At 62.4% G+C, this 15,153-nt stretch carries 15 protein-coding genes; 10 read left to right on the forward strand and 5 right to left on the reverse strand.

From position 1 onward, the window contains the following. Positions 1-61: 61 nt before the first annotated feature. On the forward strand, positions 62-595 hold the full coding sequence (locus tag F3J24_RS04315) for a GAF domain-containing protein (protein WP_167003010.1): 534 nt from the start codon (positions 62-64) through the stop codon (positions 593-595). A gap of 81 nt (positions 596-676) precedes the next feature. On the opposite strand, the gene F3J24_RS04320 is transcribed toward F3J24_RS04315, so the two are convergent. Continuing rightward, positions 677-1,525 carry a fumarylacetoacetate hydrolase family protein gene (locus F3J24_RS04320; protein WP_167003012.1) on the reverse strand — a complete coding sequence of 283 codons (849 nt, stop codon included), beginning with the start codon at positions 1,523-1,525 and terminating at the stop codon, positions 677-679. Positions 1,526-1,655: 130 nt separating this feature from the next. Next, positions 1,656-2,387 (reverse strand): aspartate/glutamate racemase family protein, encoded by a 732-nt coding sequence (locus F3J24_RS04325; protein WP_167003014.1) that lies wholly within the window; start codon positions 2,385-2,387, stop codon positions 1,656-1,658. Between the two features lie 272 nt (positions 2,388-2,659). Here F3J24_RS04325 and F3J24_RS04330 point away from each other — a divergent pair, with 272 nt between their 5' ends. From F3J24_RS04330 to F3J24_RS04355, 6 genes are all read left to right on the forward strand, one after another. Then, complete coding sequence (locus F3J24_RS04330; RefSeq protein WP_167003016.1) at positions 2,660-3,964, forward strand: MFS transporter; 1,305 nt, start codon at positions 2,660-2,662, stop codon at positions 3,962-3,964. A 145-nt stretch (positions 3,965-4,109) separates the two neighbouring features. After that, positions 4,110-5,543: a dihydropyrimidinase gene (hydA, locus tag F3J24_RS04335; RefSeq protein WP_167003018.1), complete on the forward strand. Its 1,434-nt coding sequence runs from the start codon at positions 4,110-4,112 to the stop codon at positions 5,541-5,543. A 15-nt stretch (positions 5,544-5,558) separates the two neighbouring features. After that, positions 5,559-6,305 carry an aspartate/glutamate racemase family protein gene (locus F3J24_RS04340; protein WP_167003020.1) on the forward strand — a complete coding sequence of 249 codons (747 nt, stop codon included), beginning with the start codon at positions 5,559-5,561 and terminating at the stop codon, positions 6,303-6,305. A 142-nt stretch (positions 6,306-6,447) separates the two neighbouring features. Next, positions 6,448-7,095 (forward strand): GntR family transcriptional regulator, encoded by a 648-nt coding sequence (locus F3J24_RS04345; RefSeq protein ID WP_003053771.1) that lies wholly within the window; start codon positions 6,448-6,450, stop codon positions 7,093-7,095. 157 nt (positions 7,096-7,252) lie between these two features. Then, positions 7,253-7,837: a chromate transporter gene (locus F3J24_RS04350; RefSeq protein WP_167003022.1), complete on the forward strand. Its 585-nt coding sequence runs from the start codon at positions 7,253-7,255 to the stop codon at positions 7,835-7,837. Continuing rightward, positions 7,834-8,433, forward strand: coding sequence for a chromate transporter (locus tag F3J24_RS04355; protein ID WP_167003024.1), 600 nt, complete (start codon positions 7,834-7,836; stop codon positions 8,431-8,433). Before F3J24_RS04350 ends, F3J24_RS04355 begins: the two co-directional genes overlap by 4 nt. A gap of 9 nt (positions 8,434-8,442) precedes the next feature. Here the strand turns inward: F3J24_RS04355 and F3J24_RS04360 are convergent, their stop codons facing one another. Then, positions 8,443-9,243 carry an NAD-dependent deacylase gene (locus F3J24_RS04360; protein WP_167003026.1) on the reverse strand — a complete coding sequence of 267 codons (801 nt, stop codon included), beginning with the start codon at positions 9,241-9,243 and terminating at the stop codon, positions 8,443-8,445. A gap of 91 nt (positions 9,244-9,334) precedes the next feature. Here F3J24_RS04360 and F3J24_RS04365 point away from each other — a divergent pair, with 91 nt between their 5' ends. Further along, positions 9,335-11,275, forward strand: coding sequence for a hybrid sensor histidine kinase/response regulator (locus tag F3J24_RS04365; RefSeq protein ID WP_167003028.1), 1,941 nt, complete (start codon positions 9,335-9,337; stop codon positions 11,273-11,275). Positions 11,276-11,359: 84 nt separating this feature from the next. Here the strand turns inward: F3J24_RS04365 and rlmB are convergent, their stop codons facing one another. Continuing rightward, positions 11,360-12,130, reverse strand: coding sequence for a 23S rRNA (guanosine(2251)-2'-O)-methyltransferase RlmB (gene rlmB, locus F3J24_RS04370; protein WP_043005243.1), 771 nt, complete (start codon positions 12,128-12,130; stop codon positions 11,360-11,362). Positions 12,131-12,435: 305 nt separating this feature from the next. Here rlmB and sstT point away from each other — a divergent pair, with 305 nt between their 5' ends. Beyond that, positions 12,436-13,668 (forward strand): serine/threonine transporter SstT, encoded by a 1,233-nt coding sequence (gene sstT, locus F3J24_RS04375; protein WP_167003030.1) that lies wholly within the window; start codon positions 12,436-12,438, stop codon positions 13,666-13,668. 99 nt (positions 13,669-13,767) lie between these two features. Here the strand turns inward: sstT and F3J24_RS04380 are convergent, their stop codons facing one another. Further along, positions 13,768-14,448 carry an ABC transporter ATP-binding protein gene (locus tag F3J24_RS04380; protein ID WP_167003032.1) on the reverse strand — a complete coding sequence of 227 codons (681 nt, stop codon included), beginning with the start codon at positions 14,446-14,448 and terminating at the stop codon, positions 13,768-13,770. Between F3J24_RS04380 and F3J24_RS04385 the strand changes: the two genes are divergently transcribed. Then, positions 14,447-15,145, forward strand: coding sequence for an arylesterase (locus tag F3J24_RS04385; protein WP_167003034.1), 699 nt, complete (start codon positions 14,447-14,449; stop codon positions 15,143-15,145). The genes F3J24_RS04380 and F3J24_RS04385 overlap by 2 nt on opposite strands. The last annotated feature ends 8 nt before the right edge of the window (positions 15,146-15,153 follow it).

Here is a 15,153-nt window from a genome sequence, read left to right on the forward strand (position 1 = left end):
ACCCTGTTGGCTCGGCCACAATGGACCGAGTTTTTTTGCGCGACATGCAGAGGTTTGAGAGATGGCGATTCACAACTGGGACTACGCACCCGAGGCACTGGAGGTACAGGTCAGCGAATTGTTGCTGGCCACGGCAGATCAAAGCGACGAGCTGGTCGATGAAAACGTGCGCCTGGTCCTGCAGGAGCTGCGCCAGCACCTGCATATGGAAGTGATTTTTGTCTCCGAGATCCGCAACGGCCAACGCATGTTCCAGCATGTCGATACGGCCCCCGGCAAGGAATTGATTGCCACCGGCGGCGGCGGCCCTCTGGAAGAGTCGTTTTGTCAGTGCGTGCTCGACGGCGTTCTGCCCGGCCTGGTCCATGACGTTGCCACCCATCCGGCCTTTTCCAAGCTGCCAGCAACGCCTTTTCGCGTAGGGGCTCATCTGAGCACACCTATCGTGCTGGCCAGCGGCAAGGTCTACGGCACGCTGTGCTGCTTCAGTCAGGCCGCCGATGAAAGCCTGACAGCCAAGGATCTGCAAAAGCTCGAATGCGTGGCCAAGATCACGGCCAGGCGAATCGACATCAAGCAGGCCCAGCATCCGTAGCCGGCCGAAGAACGGCGCACGCCTTCCGGTCCGGCTTCTCCCGGAAAGCTCTGAAAGCCAGCTGTCCGGGAGGAATGCAGCTCAGCTCACGACCACGCAGACCTGGCGCTGCTCGCCCAGTCCATCGGCCCCCAGCCGCACCACGTCGCCGGGCTTGAGAAAGACAGGCTGCGGCTTTTGCCCCAGACCCACGCCTGCAGGCGTGCCGGTAAGAATCACATCGCCCGCCTCCAGGGTCATGAACTGGCTGATATAGCTGATGACCTTGGGCACGCCAAAGATGAAATTGCGGGTATTGCCGCTTTGCATGCGCTGGCCGTTCACTTCCAGCCACAGCGCAATGCAATGCGGATCGGCCACCTCGTCGGCCGTCAGCAGCCAGGGGCCCAGGGGCGCAAAACTGTCATGGCTCTTGCCTTTGTCCCAGGTGCCGCCGCGCTCCATCTGCCAGGCACGCTCGGACACATCGTTGCCCAGCACATAACCGGCCACATGCCCCAGCGCGGCCTGCTCACTCACCCGCGTGGCGCGGCTGCCGATGACCACGCCCAGCTCCACTTCCCAGTCCACCTTGGTCGCCGTCGGCGCTATCTGTATGGCGTCAGTGGGCCCGCTGATGGCCGTGACCGCCTTCATGAACAGCACCGGTTCCGTCGGTGGCGCGGCCCCTGCCTCTGCCGCATGGTCCGCATAATTCAAGCCCACGCAGACGATCTTGCCAACCTTCGCCACCGGGCAGCCCAGTCGGGGGGCACCTGACACGGCCGGCAGCTCCTCGGTTTGCCGGTCGCGCCATAGCGCCAGCTTTTCAGGCTGCAGCTCCGTGCCGTGCCAGTCGTCCACCCAGCTCGAAGCATCGCGCAACACCCCTTGGGCATCCAGCAAACCGGGCCTTTCCTTTCCGGCAGCTCCAAATCGAACCAGTTTCATAGTGTCTCCATTCCTCGGATATCACGTCGGACGCACGGCGCAAGCCTAGGTCATCCATCACCAAGCGCCCTCATCCCCGACTCTTCTTTAACCACAACCTGCCGCCGGCCCTTGCTTGAGCCACCGGCTGTCACGCCACTTCAAACAAGCGTCCCCATCCCTTGATATCTGCCGGACTGCGTCCTGCCGCACGCAGCATCCCCCACACCGTGGTGCTGACCGTATCGAGCAGCGGCACATTCCAGCGCCGCTCCACCTGATCTGCCAGCTGCGCTGCATGCAGATTGGTGCAGTAGGTCACCACCGCGTCAGGGGCCCCCTCCTCGATCACCTCGTCGATCAGCCCCAGCAACTGCTCCGGCTCCACGAGCGCAAAGCGGTGATTGACCGAAATGTTCAGATGCCGGTGAGCCGTGGTTTCCACGCCGGCTGCGCGGTAATTGTTGACGATACATTGCTGCACGTCTGCGGTATAGGGGCTCACGATGGCCAGCTTTTTGACGGAAAGCTTTTGCATCAGCTCATTGAGCGCCAGGATGGCCGTCGTTGCCTTGATGCCCGTACGCTGCTCGATGCGCTCGCACAGCTGCCGATCGCAGTCAAAGCCGCGCCAGCCTGCAGCGGTACCGCTCCAGCCAATCACATCCACTTTGGCATCCGCCAACAGCTCTGCGGCCGCAAGAATCTTGCTGTCATCAAACTGATTGAGCGCGGCCTGCGCCAACGAAATCTCCGTCACCGTGAAGCGCGAAAAATGTGCCGAGCATCGACCCGCACTGGCGGCAAGCGCACTGGTCAGAGGCTCCAGCGCCGTATTCGAGGAAGGCGTCAGCACGCCCAGACATGTCTTGGTTGCAGTCATCTCTTGTGTTTTCCGTGAAGGGCTGACCGTCTCTGCGGCCAGATCACATTGTTCTCAGTTCGCCATAAAACGTCAACAATACTGTCAACAAAAATAAAAGCATCAGTTATCTAAATTGCCAGAGAATACATTCCACTCCGCCTGAGACACTGCAGAAATGCAGATATTTCAGTGCAACTTTAGTCACATAGGTGTTTTCTATATTGTTTACAACATTGTCGACATTTAAATTTTCATCACATCAACCAACCCTGGATGGAGTGACCCCGAAGATGCATATCCCGACCACAGCCGCAGCGGAGCACACGCAGGCTCCGACCAAAGTCCGATGGAAGATCTTCCTGATGATGTTGTTCCTCATCTCGATCAACTACATCGACCGAGCTTCACTATCGGTGGCCATGCCGATGATTGCCAAGGAATTCGATCTGAGTCCTGCCATGCAGGGTTTGCTGCTGAGTTCGTTTTTCTGGACCTATGCCTTCATGCAGATCCCTGGAGGCATGCTTGCCGACAAATACGGCCCGCGCTCCGTCATTGCTGGCGCCACCCTGGGCTGGGGCCTGTTTCAAACCATCGCCGCCTTCACCACGGGCTGGTTCTCTCTGCTGCTGACGCGCCTGGGACTGGGAGCTGCCGAAGCCCCCATCTACCCGGCCGGAGGCAAGCTCAACGGCATCTGGATGTCCCAGAACGAGCGCGGCCGTGGCGCCACGCTGCTTGACGGTGGCGCACCGCTGGGCGCCGCCCTGGGAGCCATCATCATTGCGGGCCTGATCGCCTTCTTCGGCTCCTGGCGCATCTCGTTCGTGGTCGCCGGCGTCGGCACCATGATCGCGGGCTACTTTGCCTGGTCCTATATTCGCAACCACCCTCGCGAGCATTCCGGAGTGAACGAAGCCGAAGCCCGTCACATCGAAGCAGCACATGCCGAAGATGCCAGAGCCGACGCCGGCACCAGCAAGGGCAAGCTGCTGGACTTCTTCAAGTACCGCTCGGTGTGGGGCATGTTCTTTGGCTGGATGTGTTTCAACGCGCTCTTTTACGGCCTGCTGACCTGGATGCCCACCTACCTGTCCAAGGTGCACGGCATGGACATCAAGGCCATGGGCGGTGCGCTTTTCGCCATGTTCTTCTCCGGCTTCGTGGGAGAAATGATCGGCGGCTGGATCGCCGACAAATGGCGTGAGAAAGGTGGCAACCAGGCCACGGTGCTGCGCACCCTGTTCGGCATTGCATCCATCATCGCCACCATTGCCATCTATGGCGTCTCGCAGATCACCGACCCTGTCACGGTCGTCATCCTTCTGTCCATCACCCTGTTCTTCCTTCGCTGGTGCGGCCTGTTCTGGTGCATCCCGTCCCTGATCGGCACCCGCAATCGCGTCGGTTTTCTGGGCGGCGTCATGAACCTCGGCGGCAATTGCGCCGGCATCGGCGTGCCCATCATCGTGGGACTGGTCGTGCAGGCCACCGGCTCCTACTTCATGGCGCTGATGATGTTCACCGGCGCAGGCGTTGGCTTGTTCATCTGCTCGGCCCTGCTGATCGACTACAGCAAGAAAGTTCCTGTGTAGGCCTCAAACCTGAAGACGGCAGGAGCGGCACGCTCCTGCCCATCCGATACCAGGCAAGCAACGACGCCTCATCGGTCTGGAACCTCGCCACAGTCATGCCAGCACCAACTGGCCTCTCACTCTCACCGTAAAACCGATCCCGAACATGAACCCCTGCGAATTCGATATCGTGGTGCGCAATGCACAAGTCGCGACCGCCAGCGACATCTTCGAAGCCGACATCGGCATCCGCAACGGCAAGATCGCCCAGCTGGGCAAGCAGTTGCCTGCCGGCACTCAAGAATACGACGCCCAAGGCCGGGTCGTCACACCGGGCGGCATCGACGCCCACTGTCACCTGGATCAGCCCATGGAGCCGCCAGCGCGCATGGCAGACGACTTCGAAAGCGGAACGCGTGCTGCGGCCTGCGGCGGCACCACTACGATCATCCCCTTCGCCGCCCAGGCCAAAGGCCAGTCCTTGCGCGCCGCCGTGGCCGACTACCACCGCCGCGCAGAAGGCAAAGCCCATGTGGACTATGGCTTTCACATGATTGTCAGCGACCCCACGCCCGAAGTGCTGGAAAACGAGCTGCCCGCGCTGATTCGGGAAGGCTATACCTCCTTCAAGATCTACATGACTTATGACGATCTGAAGCTCAATGACGGTCAGATTCTCGATGTCCTGGACGTGGCCCGCAAATACGATGCCACGGCCATGATCCATGCCGAGAATGCCGACTGCATCCAATGGCTGACCAAGCGCCTGGAAGCCAGTGGCCGCACAGCCCCTCGCTATCACGCAGTCTCTCGCCCCATGCTGGTGGAGCGCGAGGCAACGCACCGAGCCATTGCGCTCTCGGAGCTTGCCGATGTGCCCATCCTCATCGTCCATGTCTCGGGCCGCGAGGCTGTCGAGCAGATTCGCTGGGCGCGCTCCCACGGCATGAACATCATGGCCGAGACCTGCCCTCAATACCTGTTCCTGAGTGCAGAAGACCTGGGCCTGGACGACAGCTACCAGGGCGCCAAGTGCGTATGCAGCCCACCGCCACGCGACAAGGCCAACCAGGAGGTCATCTGGAATGGGCTCAACGACGGGCTCTTCACCGTGTTCTCATCCGACCATGCGCCATTCAACTACGACGCCCCGGAAGGCAAGAAGCCTGGTGGCCAGGAAGTGTCCTTCAGCCATATCCCAAACGGCATCCCGGGCATCGAGACCCGCCTGTCCCTGCTCTACACCCATGGCGTGCTGGCGGGACGCATGACGCTCAACCGCTTTGTGGAGCTGACCTCCACCAACCCGGCCAAGGTCTATGGACTGCATCCGCGCAAGGGCAGCATCGCCATAGGGGCCGATGCCGACCTGGTCGTCTGGCAGGAGGGCGAGCGAACCATTCGCAATCGCGACCTGCATCACAACGTAGACCATACTCCTTACGAAGGCCAGTTGATCAAGGCCTGGCCCTGCCTGACCCTGTCGGGGGGCCAGATCGTCTGGGATGGCGAGAAATTCCAGGCTCGCGCCGGCCAGGGACGATTCCTGCAGCGTGGCGCTCCCACCTTGCTGCCCAAGCGACCCGCATCCCGCTTCTGAACCGGAGCACACACCATGAAACTGCTGATCATCAATCCCAATATCTCCGAGAGCGTCACTTCCCTGATAGAGAAAGAGGCCAGGCTGGCCGCTGCTCCGGGTACGGAAATCACCATGCTGACCGCCCCCATGGGCGTGGCCTATATCGAGACGCGCTTCGAGGCCATGATTGCCGCCTATGCCGTAGCCGAGCTGGCGGCCACCCATGCCGCGCGGCATGACGCCGTCATCTTGGCCGCCTTTGGCGACCCCGGTCTCGAAGGCCTGCGCGAGGCCCTGGACATTCCCGTGCTGGGAATGACCGAGTCCGCGCTCATGAGCGCATGCATGCTGGGCAAGCGCTTTTCCATCATTGCCATCTCCAGGCGCATCACCGCCTGGTACCGAGATATGGTCGAGCGCAACGGACTCATAGACCGGCTGGCCAGCATTCGCTGCCTGGACGAGCCCCTGCGGGACATTGCCAGCGTACAGGACGACCATGCAGCACGCCTGCAGGCCCTGTGCGAAGCAGCGGTCAGCGAAGACGGAGCCGATGTGCTGATCATTGCCGGCGCACCGCTGGCCGGCCTGGCACGCTCCATCAAGCATAGCCTGCCGGTGCCAGCCGTCGATGGCGTCTCCAGCGCCGTCAACCACGCGCAAAGTCTGGTCTCGCTGGCACCCGCCGCAGCACGCGCCGGCAGCTTTGCCAAGCCGCCGCGCAAGGAGTTCAGGAATCTCCCACCTGGGCTCACCCAGCTCTTGAGCCAGCTGCACTGAACACGCTGCGGGATAACCTCCATCGAGATGATGCAAGCCGGCATGCTGTGTGACACTAGAATTCAGCAGCATGTCGACAAAAAGCACTACAAAAGTGAACAATCGAAGCAATACATCTCGATCCGAAATTACCGTGGATGAAATGGCCGCCCGCATTGCCACAGCCATCCATGAGCATCGCCTGTTGCCGGGAACCAAACTCGGCGAAGACCGGCTGGCCAATATCTTCAACACCAGCCGGGCTCGCGTTCGCGAGGTGCTGGCCCGCATGGCCCGCGACCAGATGGTGGAGTTGTTCCCGCAGCGCGGCGCCTTTGTCGCCAAGCCCAGCATCGAACAGGCACTGGACGTCTTCGAGGCACGCCGGCTGATAGAGCCGGGCATTGTGCGCCGCCTCGTGCTGCACATGGACAATGGCAAGATCCGTCGCCTGCAGGCCCATCTGAAGCAGGAGCGCGATGCTCGCGCCAACTCCGACAAGCGAGCCACGGTACGCCTGTCCGGCGAGTTCCATGTGCTGCTGGCGGAACTGGCCGGTAACTCCGCGCTGCTGCGCAGCATGCGTGAACTGTCCACGCTGACCTGCCTGACAATCTCGCTGTATGAGTCGGCAGTCAACACCTGCTGCCTGGTGGACGAGCACGAAGCCGTGGTCGATGCCATTGTCGCGGGCAATGGCGAGCTGGCAGAACAGCTGATGCTCAGCCATCTGGATCACATACAGGGAAGCCTGCGCCTGGAGGCCGATGCCGACGACGCCGATCTGGAACAGATACTGGGCGACCTCTGATCACAGCAGGCGTCGCGATCCGGCAGCGGGAGCCATCAAAGTGATCGATACGCCCTTCTCTACTGGAGATGGCTGGCAGCTATCCGGGCAGGGGCGTCCGCATTAGCATCCACGGCTGATCGCCATCACTTTCTCCAGAGGCCCTGAGGCCCTTTCAATGAGCTCACCCACCCCTTCACTGCCGCAAGCCGAGCGGCCACGCCCAGCCCATCTGAGCGAACTTTTCTGGTCACTGACCTTTCTGGCCTTGCAGGGTTTTGGTGGCGTGCTTGCCGTAGTGCAGCGCGAACTGGTCGAAAAGCGCCAATGGCTGAGCAATGAGGAGTTCATGGAGGACTGGGCCGTGGCGCAGATCATGCCCGGCCCCAATGTGGTGAATCTTTCCATCATGCTGGGCGAGCGCTACTTCGGCTGGCGCGGTGCCCTCGTGGGGCTGTGCGGCATGCTGACCTTTCCGATGCTGGTGGTCATCAGCCTCACCCTGGTCTATACCCAGTTCGCGGCCAACCCGGCTGTGGCCGGCGCCCTGCGCGGCATGGGTGCCGTGGCGGCGGGACTGGTCGCAGGCATGGGCCTCAAGCTGGCGGGCACGCTACGCAAACACCCGCTGGGCAAATGGTATTGCGCAGGGCTGGCCATTGCCGCCTTTGTGCTGGTCGCCGTGCTGCGCCTGCCGCTGTTCTGGGCCTTGCTGCTGGTGGGCGCGACCGGCTGCGTGCTGACCTACCGGAGGCTGGCATGAACACGCTGGTGATCGATCTGCAGACCGTGGACTGGCTGCATCTGCTTGTCTACTTCCTGACGCTGTCGTTGATGGCCGTGGGTGGGGCCATCACCGCCGCGCCCGATATGCACCGCTATCTGGTCGACGGCAACCACTGGCTGTCGGAAACCCAGTTCACCAGTTCCATCGCCATTGCCCAGGCAGCCCCTGGCCCCAACGTGCTGTTCATCGCACTGCTGGGCTGGAACGTGGGACTGAATGCAGGTGGCGGCACCGGCCCTGCGGCCTGGGGCCTGGGTGCACTCGGTGTTGCCGTATGCATGGTGGGCATTCTGCTGCCCAGCTCGCTGCTGACCTGGCAGGCTTCGCGCTGGAGCCAGCGAAACCGTGACAAGCGCGGCGTGCGCGCCTTCAAGCAAGGCATGGCTCCGCTGGTGATTGGGCTGCTGCTGGCGACTGGCTGGCTGCTGGGCAGCGCCAGCGGCAGCCCAGGCAAGGACTGGAAGCTATGGCTGCTGAGCCTTGCGTGCACCTTGCTGGTATGGCGCACCCGCATTCATCTGCTGTGGCTGCTGGCTGCAGGTGCGGCGCTGGGTTCGCTGGGCTGGGTCTAGGGGCAGAAGTCAGCAGGGCTGTCCCGGCCGAGAGCCATCCTCTGGACTTGCCAGCAGCAAGGGCAGCGCCAGCGCCGACGGCATGGCGATCATCTGATCGGCCACCGAGTCCAGCTCGCTGGCATGCGGGTTGACAATGACCACGCGGGCCCGGTTGCGCCTGGCGATCCTGGCCAGACCTGCAGCCGGGTAGACGGCACCCGATGTGCCTATCACCAGCATCAGCTGACATTGCTCTGCCGCCTGCTCTGCCTTGGCCCAGGTCTGACCTGGCAAAGACTCGCCGAACCAGACGACCGCAGGCCGCAGCAAATTGCCGCAGGCGGCACAATGCGGCGGCTCGCCAGGGACAGCATGCTCGAGATCGCATGACGCACAGCGGCGATTCAGCCATCGATTCCTGCTCAGCTCGCCGTGCAGACTCAGTACCTCTTCGCTGCCCGCCTGCTGGTGCAGCCCATCCACGTTCTGCGTGACGAGCGTCATCCGGCCCGGGTGCAGCCTTGCCCAGCGCGCCAGCGCCAGATGTCCCTCGTTGGGAGCCGCCTTGGCGAGCAAGGCGCGCCGGTGCTGGTACCAGCGCCAGACATGAGCCGGATCGCGGCGATACCCCACCTCGCTGGCCATTTCCTCGGGCTTGAACTGGGACCAGTAGCCGCTGGCCGCATCCCTGAAAGTCGGCACTCCCGATTCGGCACTGACGCCGGCCCCGGTAAGCACGGTCAGCCGCTGCGCCTCACCCAGCCAGCGGCGTACGCATGCAATCGCACCCGGGGACGCCGAAGAATTGTCAATAAGTGCTTGAACCAAGGCAATGACCCCAAAAATCAAGTTGCAACGTGGAATACTTGAATCACTGTGCAGAGCGTTTGCCCTGCCTGATATTGCACCACACCAGCACATGAACGATTCGGGCCGATTGTTCGCACTTCAGCAAGCCATGCTGCCTGCAGCATTGGCATGGGCTGTTGTTGATGCCAGAACGCTGGAACTTCGCTTCGCCAACCCCGCAATGCAGCGGCTTCTGCGAGCCGGCAGTCAATCCCCTGCCACGCCGGGGCTGGCGATGTTCGAGCCAGCCAGGAGGGCTGTCGGCCAATGCATGGAAACAGGCCGGGAAACCACGACCCATTTGCCCGGTCACCCCGGGCTCTGGCATTTCTCACCGATTCCGGACGATGGAATGGTCTCCGCAGTGCAGTGCTATGTATTGCAGGCCGAGACCGCATCGCCTGATCCCGATGACGAACTCGGGCTGGGCCATGTCAACCGCTTCGAGACCTTTCTGGATCACCTGCCCTATCAGATCTGGATGGCCACCCCCCATGGAGAGGTGACCTGGTTCAACCAGGCCCTGCAGGAGTATGCCTACCGGGAGGTACGCCCGCTGAGCCTGCGCGAAGGCATCTGGATCGACATCGTGCATCCCGATGATCTGGCCACCGTCAACACCGGGCTGTCACGTGCCCTGATCACCGAAAAGCCGACGGGATACCGGCTGCGCATCAAGCGCCATGACGGTCAGTTCCACTGGTTTTTTTCTTCGCTGTCTCCCGTCAAGAATGCGCAGGGCAGGATTCTCTATTGGGTCGGCGCCAATCTGGGCATAGACAGCATCCGGCAGTCCGAGAACCAGCTGCGCGACCAAATCACCACGCTGAGCCACCAGCTGAGGCTCAAGCAGCAAGCGCTGGATCAGGCTGAAACCTACCTCGCCCAGGCCCAGAAAATGGGCATGGTGAACCAGCTGTCTGCCGGTGTCGCGCATGACATGAAGAACCTGCTTTTCATCACCGGCCTGCATGCCGGCATGCTGGAAAAGCAGCTGGGCGAGCCCGAGCAGCTCGAGCATGTGGACGTGATCCTCAACACGATTCAGAAAGCGGGCAGCCTGGCATCGCATCTGACCGGGTTCAGCAGCCGCAAATCCATGCAGCTGGCCGCTGCCGACCCCCGTGCGCTGGTGCAGGATCTGGAGCCTCTGCTGAGCAAGGCTGTCGGCCAGAACGCCGAGCTGCAGCTGCACATGGCGTCCAGCATCTGGCCCATCAGCGTGGACAAGCTGTATTTCGAGAACTCGCTGATCAATCTCTGCATCAATGCGCGCGATGCCACCGAAGAGCACGGCCAGATCACGCTGACCGCAGAGAACGTGCTGCTCAAGCGTGCCGACCATGCGGGCGACTACGTCATGGTCAGCGTGGCAGACAACGGCATGGGCATGAGCGAAGAGATCAAGGCCCGCATCTTCGACATGTTCTTCACCACCAAGCCCGAGGGCAAGGGCGCGGGCCTGGGCCTGCCCATGGTCAAGAACTTCATGGACCATGTCCAGGGTCTGATCGAAGTCGAAAGCACCCAGGGCCTGGGCACCATCGTGAGCCTGTACTTCCCGCGTGCACAGCCGGCTGCTGCACAGGTCCCGCAAGCGGCTACCCCGGCAGGCCGGCGGGAAACGATCTTGCTCATCGAGCCGGACCTGGCCGCGCGCAATGCCATGGCCCAGGTGCTGTACGGACTGGACTACCAGGTCGTGACCGCCTACCTGCCCGAAGTCGCGCTGCGCTATATCGACAGCGGCATGAAGGTGGACCTCATCATTGCCGCCGATGAGTTCCCGGCTCCTTTGAGCATCGCGAACATGCAGCAAGAGCTGGCCCGCAAGCAGATTCTCATTCCGCTCGTCCTCATGACCAGCAGCGAAGAGGCCGAACTGCCGCAGGCCCGGGAATGCAGCTATGTCGTGCTGAACAAGCCCATGGATATTGGCGAGCTGGCACGCACCGTACAGCGCATGCTGCACCCGGGCTGCACGACCCCCGCCGATCTGCCGGCCGCCTGAAAACGGATCGGCCGCCCGTAAAAAAGGCGCCCCCGCTTTCGCGGTCGCGCCTTGCTTTCGCTTTCAGCGGCCTGGCCAGCCTGCTCAGGCCTTGATCGCCACGGCTGCTGCCAGACGCTGGCGCAATGCCTCATACAGGCACACACCACTGGCAACGGACACATTCAGGCTTTCCACCGCACCTTGCATGGGGATGCTGACCAACGCGTCGCAGGTCTTGCGGGTCAGCTGGCGCATGCCATCGCCCTCGGCCCCCAGCACCAGCGCCGTCGGGCCGGTCAGATCCATCTGGTAGAGATGCTTGTCGGCATCGCCGCTGGTGCCGATGATCCAGACACCGCGCTCCTTGAGTTCCTTGAGCGTTCGCGCCAGATTGGTGACCATGAAGTAGGGCACGGTCTCGGCCGCACCGCTGGCCACCTTGGCCACGGTGGCGTTGATGCCGGCCGCATGGTCCTTGGGGGCGATCACGGCGTGCACGCCTGCACCATCGGCCACACGCAGGCAGGCGCCCAGATTGTGAGGATCGGTCACGCCATCGAGCACCAGCAGCAGCGGGGCCTTCACGCCTTCATCTTCCAGGTCATCGAGCAGCTCGTCGAGCGTACGTGTGTCCTTGACCTCTTCCACACGTGCTGCCACACCCTGGTGACCGTGCGAGCCGACGAGCTTGGCAATGCGCAGGGCATCGGCCTCGATCAGGCGCACCCCGGCCTCCTTGGCGCGCTCCAGAAACTGGCGCATGCGCGCATCGCGGCGCGAAGCCTCGAAATAGACTTCGATGATGGATTGAGGGGCGGTCTTCAGACGCACGCCGACGGCGTGAAAGCCGAAAAGAACTTTGGGGGACGACATGGGGCCGTATTATCCCGGCGTTTGCGGCGGACCTGGGACTCGCAGGGCCATGTCTGGGCTGGCAGCTGAGGTTTTTCATTGCCGCTACACTGCGCCCCCAGCGGGCGGCACCCCTTCACCAGGCAGAACCGGCATGGCTTTTGCCGAGTGCAAGTCTTTACATGAAGCCGCGCAGCCACCCAGCACGACTGGCAGCAGGCTTGCCCTGCAGCTCCCCCTGCATTCGCGCACAGGATCTCTTCATGCCCGGCATGACGAGATTGGCGCGCTTGCATCCCCTTCCAATCCCCTAACGAATACCCTGCATGCTCAACGCCTTGCTCGATTGGTTCAACCGCACCAGCCTGGTGCTGCAGATTGTGATCGCCCTGATTCTGGGCGGCCTGGTGGCCTGGCTGTGGCCTGCTGCCGCCCAGCCCGCATCCTTGCTGGGCAGCCTGTTCATTGCTGCTCTCAAGGCCGTGGCCCCGGTGCTGGTCCTGCTGCTGGTCATGGCAGCCATCAGCAGCCACCGTCCGGGCCAGGAAACGCAGATCAAACCTGTGCTCTGGCTCTACGTCATCGGCACGCTGGCGGCAGCCTGCGTAGCCGTGGCGGCCAGCGCCATCTTCCCTTCGGTGATTCACTTTCGTGAAGCGCCCAAAGTCCAGAGCGTGCCTGGCGAGATCAGCCAGGTGCTGAGCACCGTGGTCCAGAGCCTGTTCGACAACCCCGTCAATGCCTTGATGAATGCCAACTACATCGGCATTCTGGGCTGGGCCATCGTGCTGGGCATTGCACTGCGCCACGCCAGCCCCGGCACCCGCACCATGGTGGAGGACTTCGGCAATGCCATCACCCGCGTGATTCAAGGCGTGATTCGCCTGGCCCCCTTCGGCATCTTCGGCCTGGTGGTCTCCACCTTCTCTTCCGGTGGGCTGGATGCACTCAAGGACTACGCCCATCTGCTGGCCGTGCTGGTCGGCTGCATGGTGTTCGTGGCGCTGGTGATCAACCCCGCCATTGTCTGGACGCAGACTCGCCGCAACCCCTACCCGCTGGTGCTGACCTGCCTGCGCGAGAGCGCGGTAACCGCCTTCTTCACGCGCAGCTCAGGCGCCAACATTCCCGTCAACCTGGCCCTGGCCCAGAAGCTCAAGCTCGACGAGAACACCTACAGCATCTCCATTCCGCTGGGCGCCACCATCAATATGGCCGGCGCTGCCGTCACCATCAGCGTGCTGACGCTGGCCGCCGCCCATACGCTCCATATCCCGGTGGATATCCCGACGGCCATCCTGCTGTGCGTGGTCTCCGCAGTCTGCGCCTGCGGCGCCTCGGGCGTTCCCGGCGGCTCGCTGCTGCTGATTCCGCTGGCCTGCAGCCTGTTCAACATTCCCAACGATGTGGCCATGCAGGTAGTCGGCGTGGGCTATGTCATCGGCGTGATTCAGGACTCTACCGAGACGGCTCTCAACTCCTCGACCGACGTGCTGTTCACCGCCGCCGCCTGCCGCGCCGCCGAACGCAAGGCCGGACTCGAAGTGGCACGCATCTGAGGCCTGCCTCTCGAAAGCGATTGATTTGATAGTTGCAAGCGCTTTTCCGATAAGCGCTAGATGAAAGAAGGCCTGTGATCACACAGGCCTTTTTGCTTCCTAGACCGCGCGGCCGGCCTCGATGGTGATGCTGCGCTCGCATTGCGCCGCGATCTCGCGGTCATGCGTGACCAGGATCAGTGTCGTGCCGCGCTCGCGGTTGAGCGCAAACATCAGCTCCATGATGGTCTGGCCCGTGGCGAAGTCCAGGCTCCCCGTGGGCTCGTCGGCCAGCAGCACGGCTGGCTCCACCACAAAGGCGCGCGCCAGGGCCACGCGCTGCTGCTCGCCGCCCGACATCAGCCTAGGGTAGTGATTGAGGCGCTGGCCCAGACCGACGCGCTCCAGCATCCGCGCGGCGCGCGCCCTCGCATCGCGCTGCCCCGCCAGCTCCAGTGGCAGCATGACGTTTTCCAGTGCCGTGAGATTGCCCAGCAACTGAAAGCTCTGGAAGACAAAACCCATCTTCTGGGCCCGCACCGCCGCCCTGTCGTCCTCGCTGAGTGCAAACAAATCCTGGCCCAGCAGCCGGACCGTGCCGTGACTGGGGGTATCGAGGCCGGCCAGAATCGACAGCAAAGTGCTTTTACCCGAGCCCGAGGCACCCACAATGGCAACGGTTTCACCGGCCGTGAAACTCAGATTGATATCCCGCAAAATATCCAGCACGCCTGTGGAATCGCTCACCGATTTGGACAGTTGCTCAACGGCAATCAAAGGAATGGCAAGAGTTGTGGACATGAATCAATTGGATAGCAAAAACGTCAAGGATCGCAGCCCGCAGTTTGCACTGCAGCGTCGTCACTGTATCGCTGTTGCTCTGACGCTCGCCATTTCGGGGGCTTGCGGCATTGCAGCGGCGGCCGCGCCCGCAGCCAAATCCGGCCCGGTGCTGGTGCTGGGCGATTCGCTGAGCGCCGAGTACGGACTGACGCGCGGCAAGGGCTGGGTTCAGCTGCTGCAGCAGCGCATGGATGATGAAAAAAACCCGCGCAAGGTGGTCAATGCCAGCATCAGCGGTGAGACCACGGCTGGCGGCAGAGCGCGCCTGGCGTCGCTGCTCAGACAGCATGAACCCGGCATCGTGATTCTGGAGCTGGGCGGCAACGACGCATTGCGCGGCCTGGCGCTGCAGAGCACGCAGCAGAATCTGGAAGTCATGATCAAGGCCGCCAAGGAAGCCGGAGCCCAGGTGCTACTGGTGGGGATGCAGGTGCCTCCCAACTATGGAGCAACCTACACCGAGCAGTTTGCCGGCATGTTCAAGAAGGTTGCCGATGCGCAAAAGCTGCCGCTGGTGCCGTTTCTGCTGTCGGGAATCGGCGATGCGGCGGATGCCGAGCAGTGGTTCCAGAGCGACCGCATTCACCCCAATGCCCAGGCCCAGCCGCAGATGCTGACCAATGTCTGGCCCAAGCTCAGGCCGCTGCTGAAATAGGCGATGCC

It is taken from the genome of Comamonas sp. Tr-654 (genome assembly GCF_011752915.1).
Classification (GTDB): Bacteria; Pseudomonadota; Gammaproteobacteria; order Burkholderiales; family Burkholderiaceae_C; genus Comamonas.

Bases quoted from the DNA above. Each gene is read 5' to 3' on its own strand.
- F3J24_RS04315 (WP_167003010.1), top strand. From the start codon at position 62: ATGGCGATTCACAACTGGGACTACGCACCCGAGGCACTGGAGGTACAG.
- F3J24_RS04320 (WP_167003012.1), bottom strand. From the start codon at position 1,525: ATGAAACTGGTTCGATTTGGAGCTGCCGGAAAGGAAAGGCCCGGTTTG.
- F3J24_RS04325 (WP_167003014.1), bottom strand. From the start codon at position 2,387: ATGACTGCAACCAAGACATGTCTGGGCGTGCTGACGCCTTCCTCGAAT.
- F3J24_RS04330 (WP_167003016.1), top strand. From the start codon at position 2,660: ATGCATATCCCGACCACAGCCGCAGCGGAGCACACGCAGGCTCCGACC.
- hydA (WP_167003018.1), top strand. From the start codon at position 4,110: ATGAACCCCTGCGAATTCGATATCGTGGTGCGCAATGCACAAGTCGCG.
- F3J24_RS04340 (WP_167003020.1), top strand. From the start codon at position 5,559: ATGAAACTGCTGATCATCAATCCCAATATCTCCGAGAGCGTCACTTCC.
- F3J24_RS04345 (WP_003053771.1), top strand. From the start codon at position 6,448: ATGGCCGCCCGCATTGCCACAGCCATCCATGAGCATCGCCTGTTGCCG.
- F3J24_RS04350 (WP_167003022.1), top strand. From the start codon at position 7,253: ATGAGCTCACCCACCCCTTCACTGCCGCAAGCCGAGCGGCCACGCCCA.
- F3J24_RS04355 (WP_167003024.1), top strand. From the start codon at position 7,834: ATGAACACGCTGGTGATCGATCTGCAGACCGTGGACTGGCTGCATCTG.
- F3J24_RS04365 (WP_167003028.1), top strand. From the start codon at position 9,335: ATGAACGATTCGGGCCGATTGTTCGCACTTCAGCAAGCCATGCTGCCT.
- rlmB (WP_043005243.1), bottom strand. From the start codon at position 12,130: ATGTCGTCCCCCAAAGTTCTTTTCGGCTTTCACGCCGTCGGCGTGCGT.
- sstT (WP_167003030.1), top strand. From the start codon at position 12,436: ATGCTCAACGCCTTGCTCGATTGGTTCAACCGCACCAGCCTGGTGCTG.
- F3J24_RS04385 (WP_167003034.1), top strand. From the start codon at position 14,447: ATGAATCAATTGGATAGCAAAAACGTCAAGGATCGCAGCCCGCAGTTT.
- F3J24_RS04380 (WP_167003032.1), bottom strand. From the start codon at position 14,448: ATGTCCACAACTCTTGCCATTCCTTTGATTGCCGTTGAGCAACTGTCC.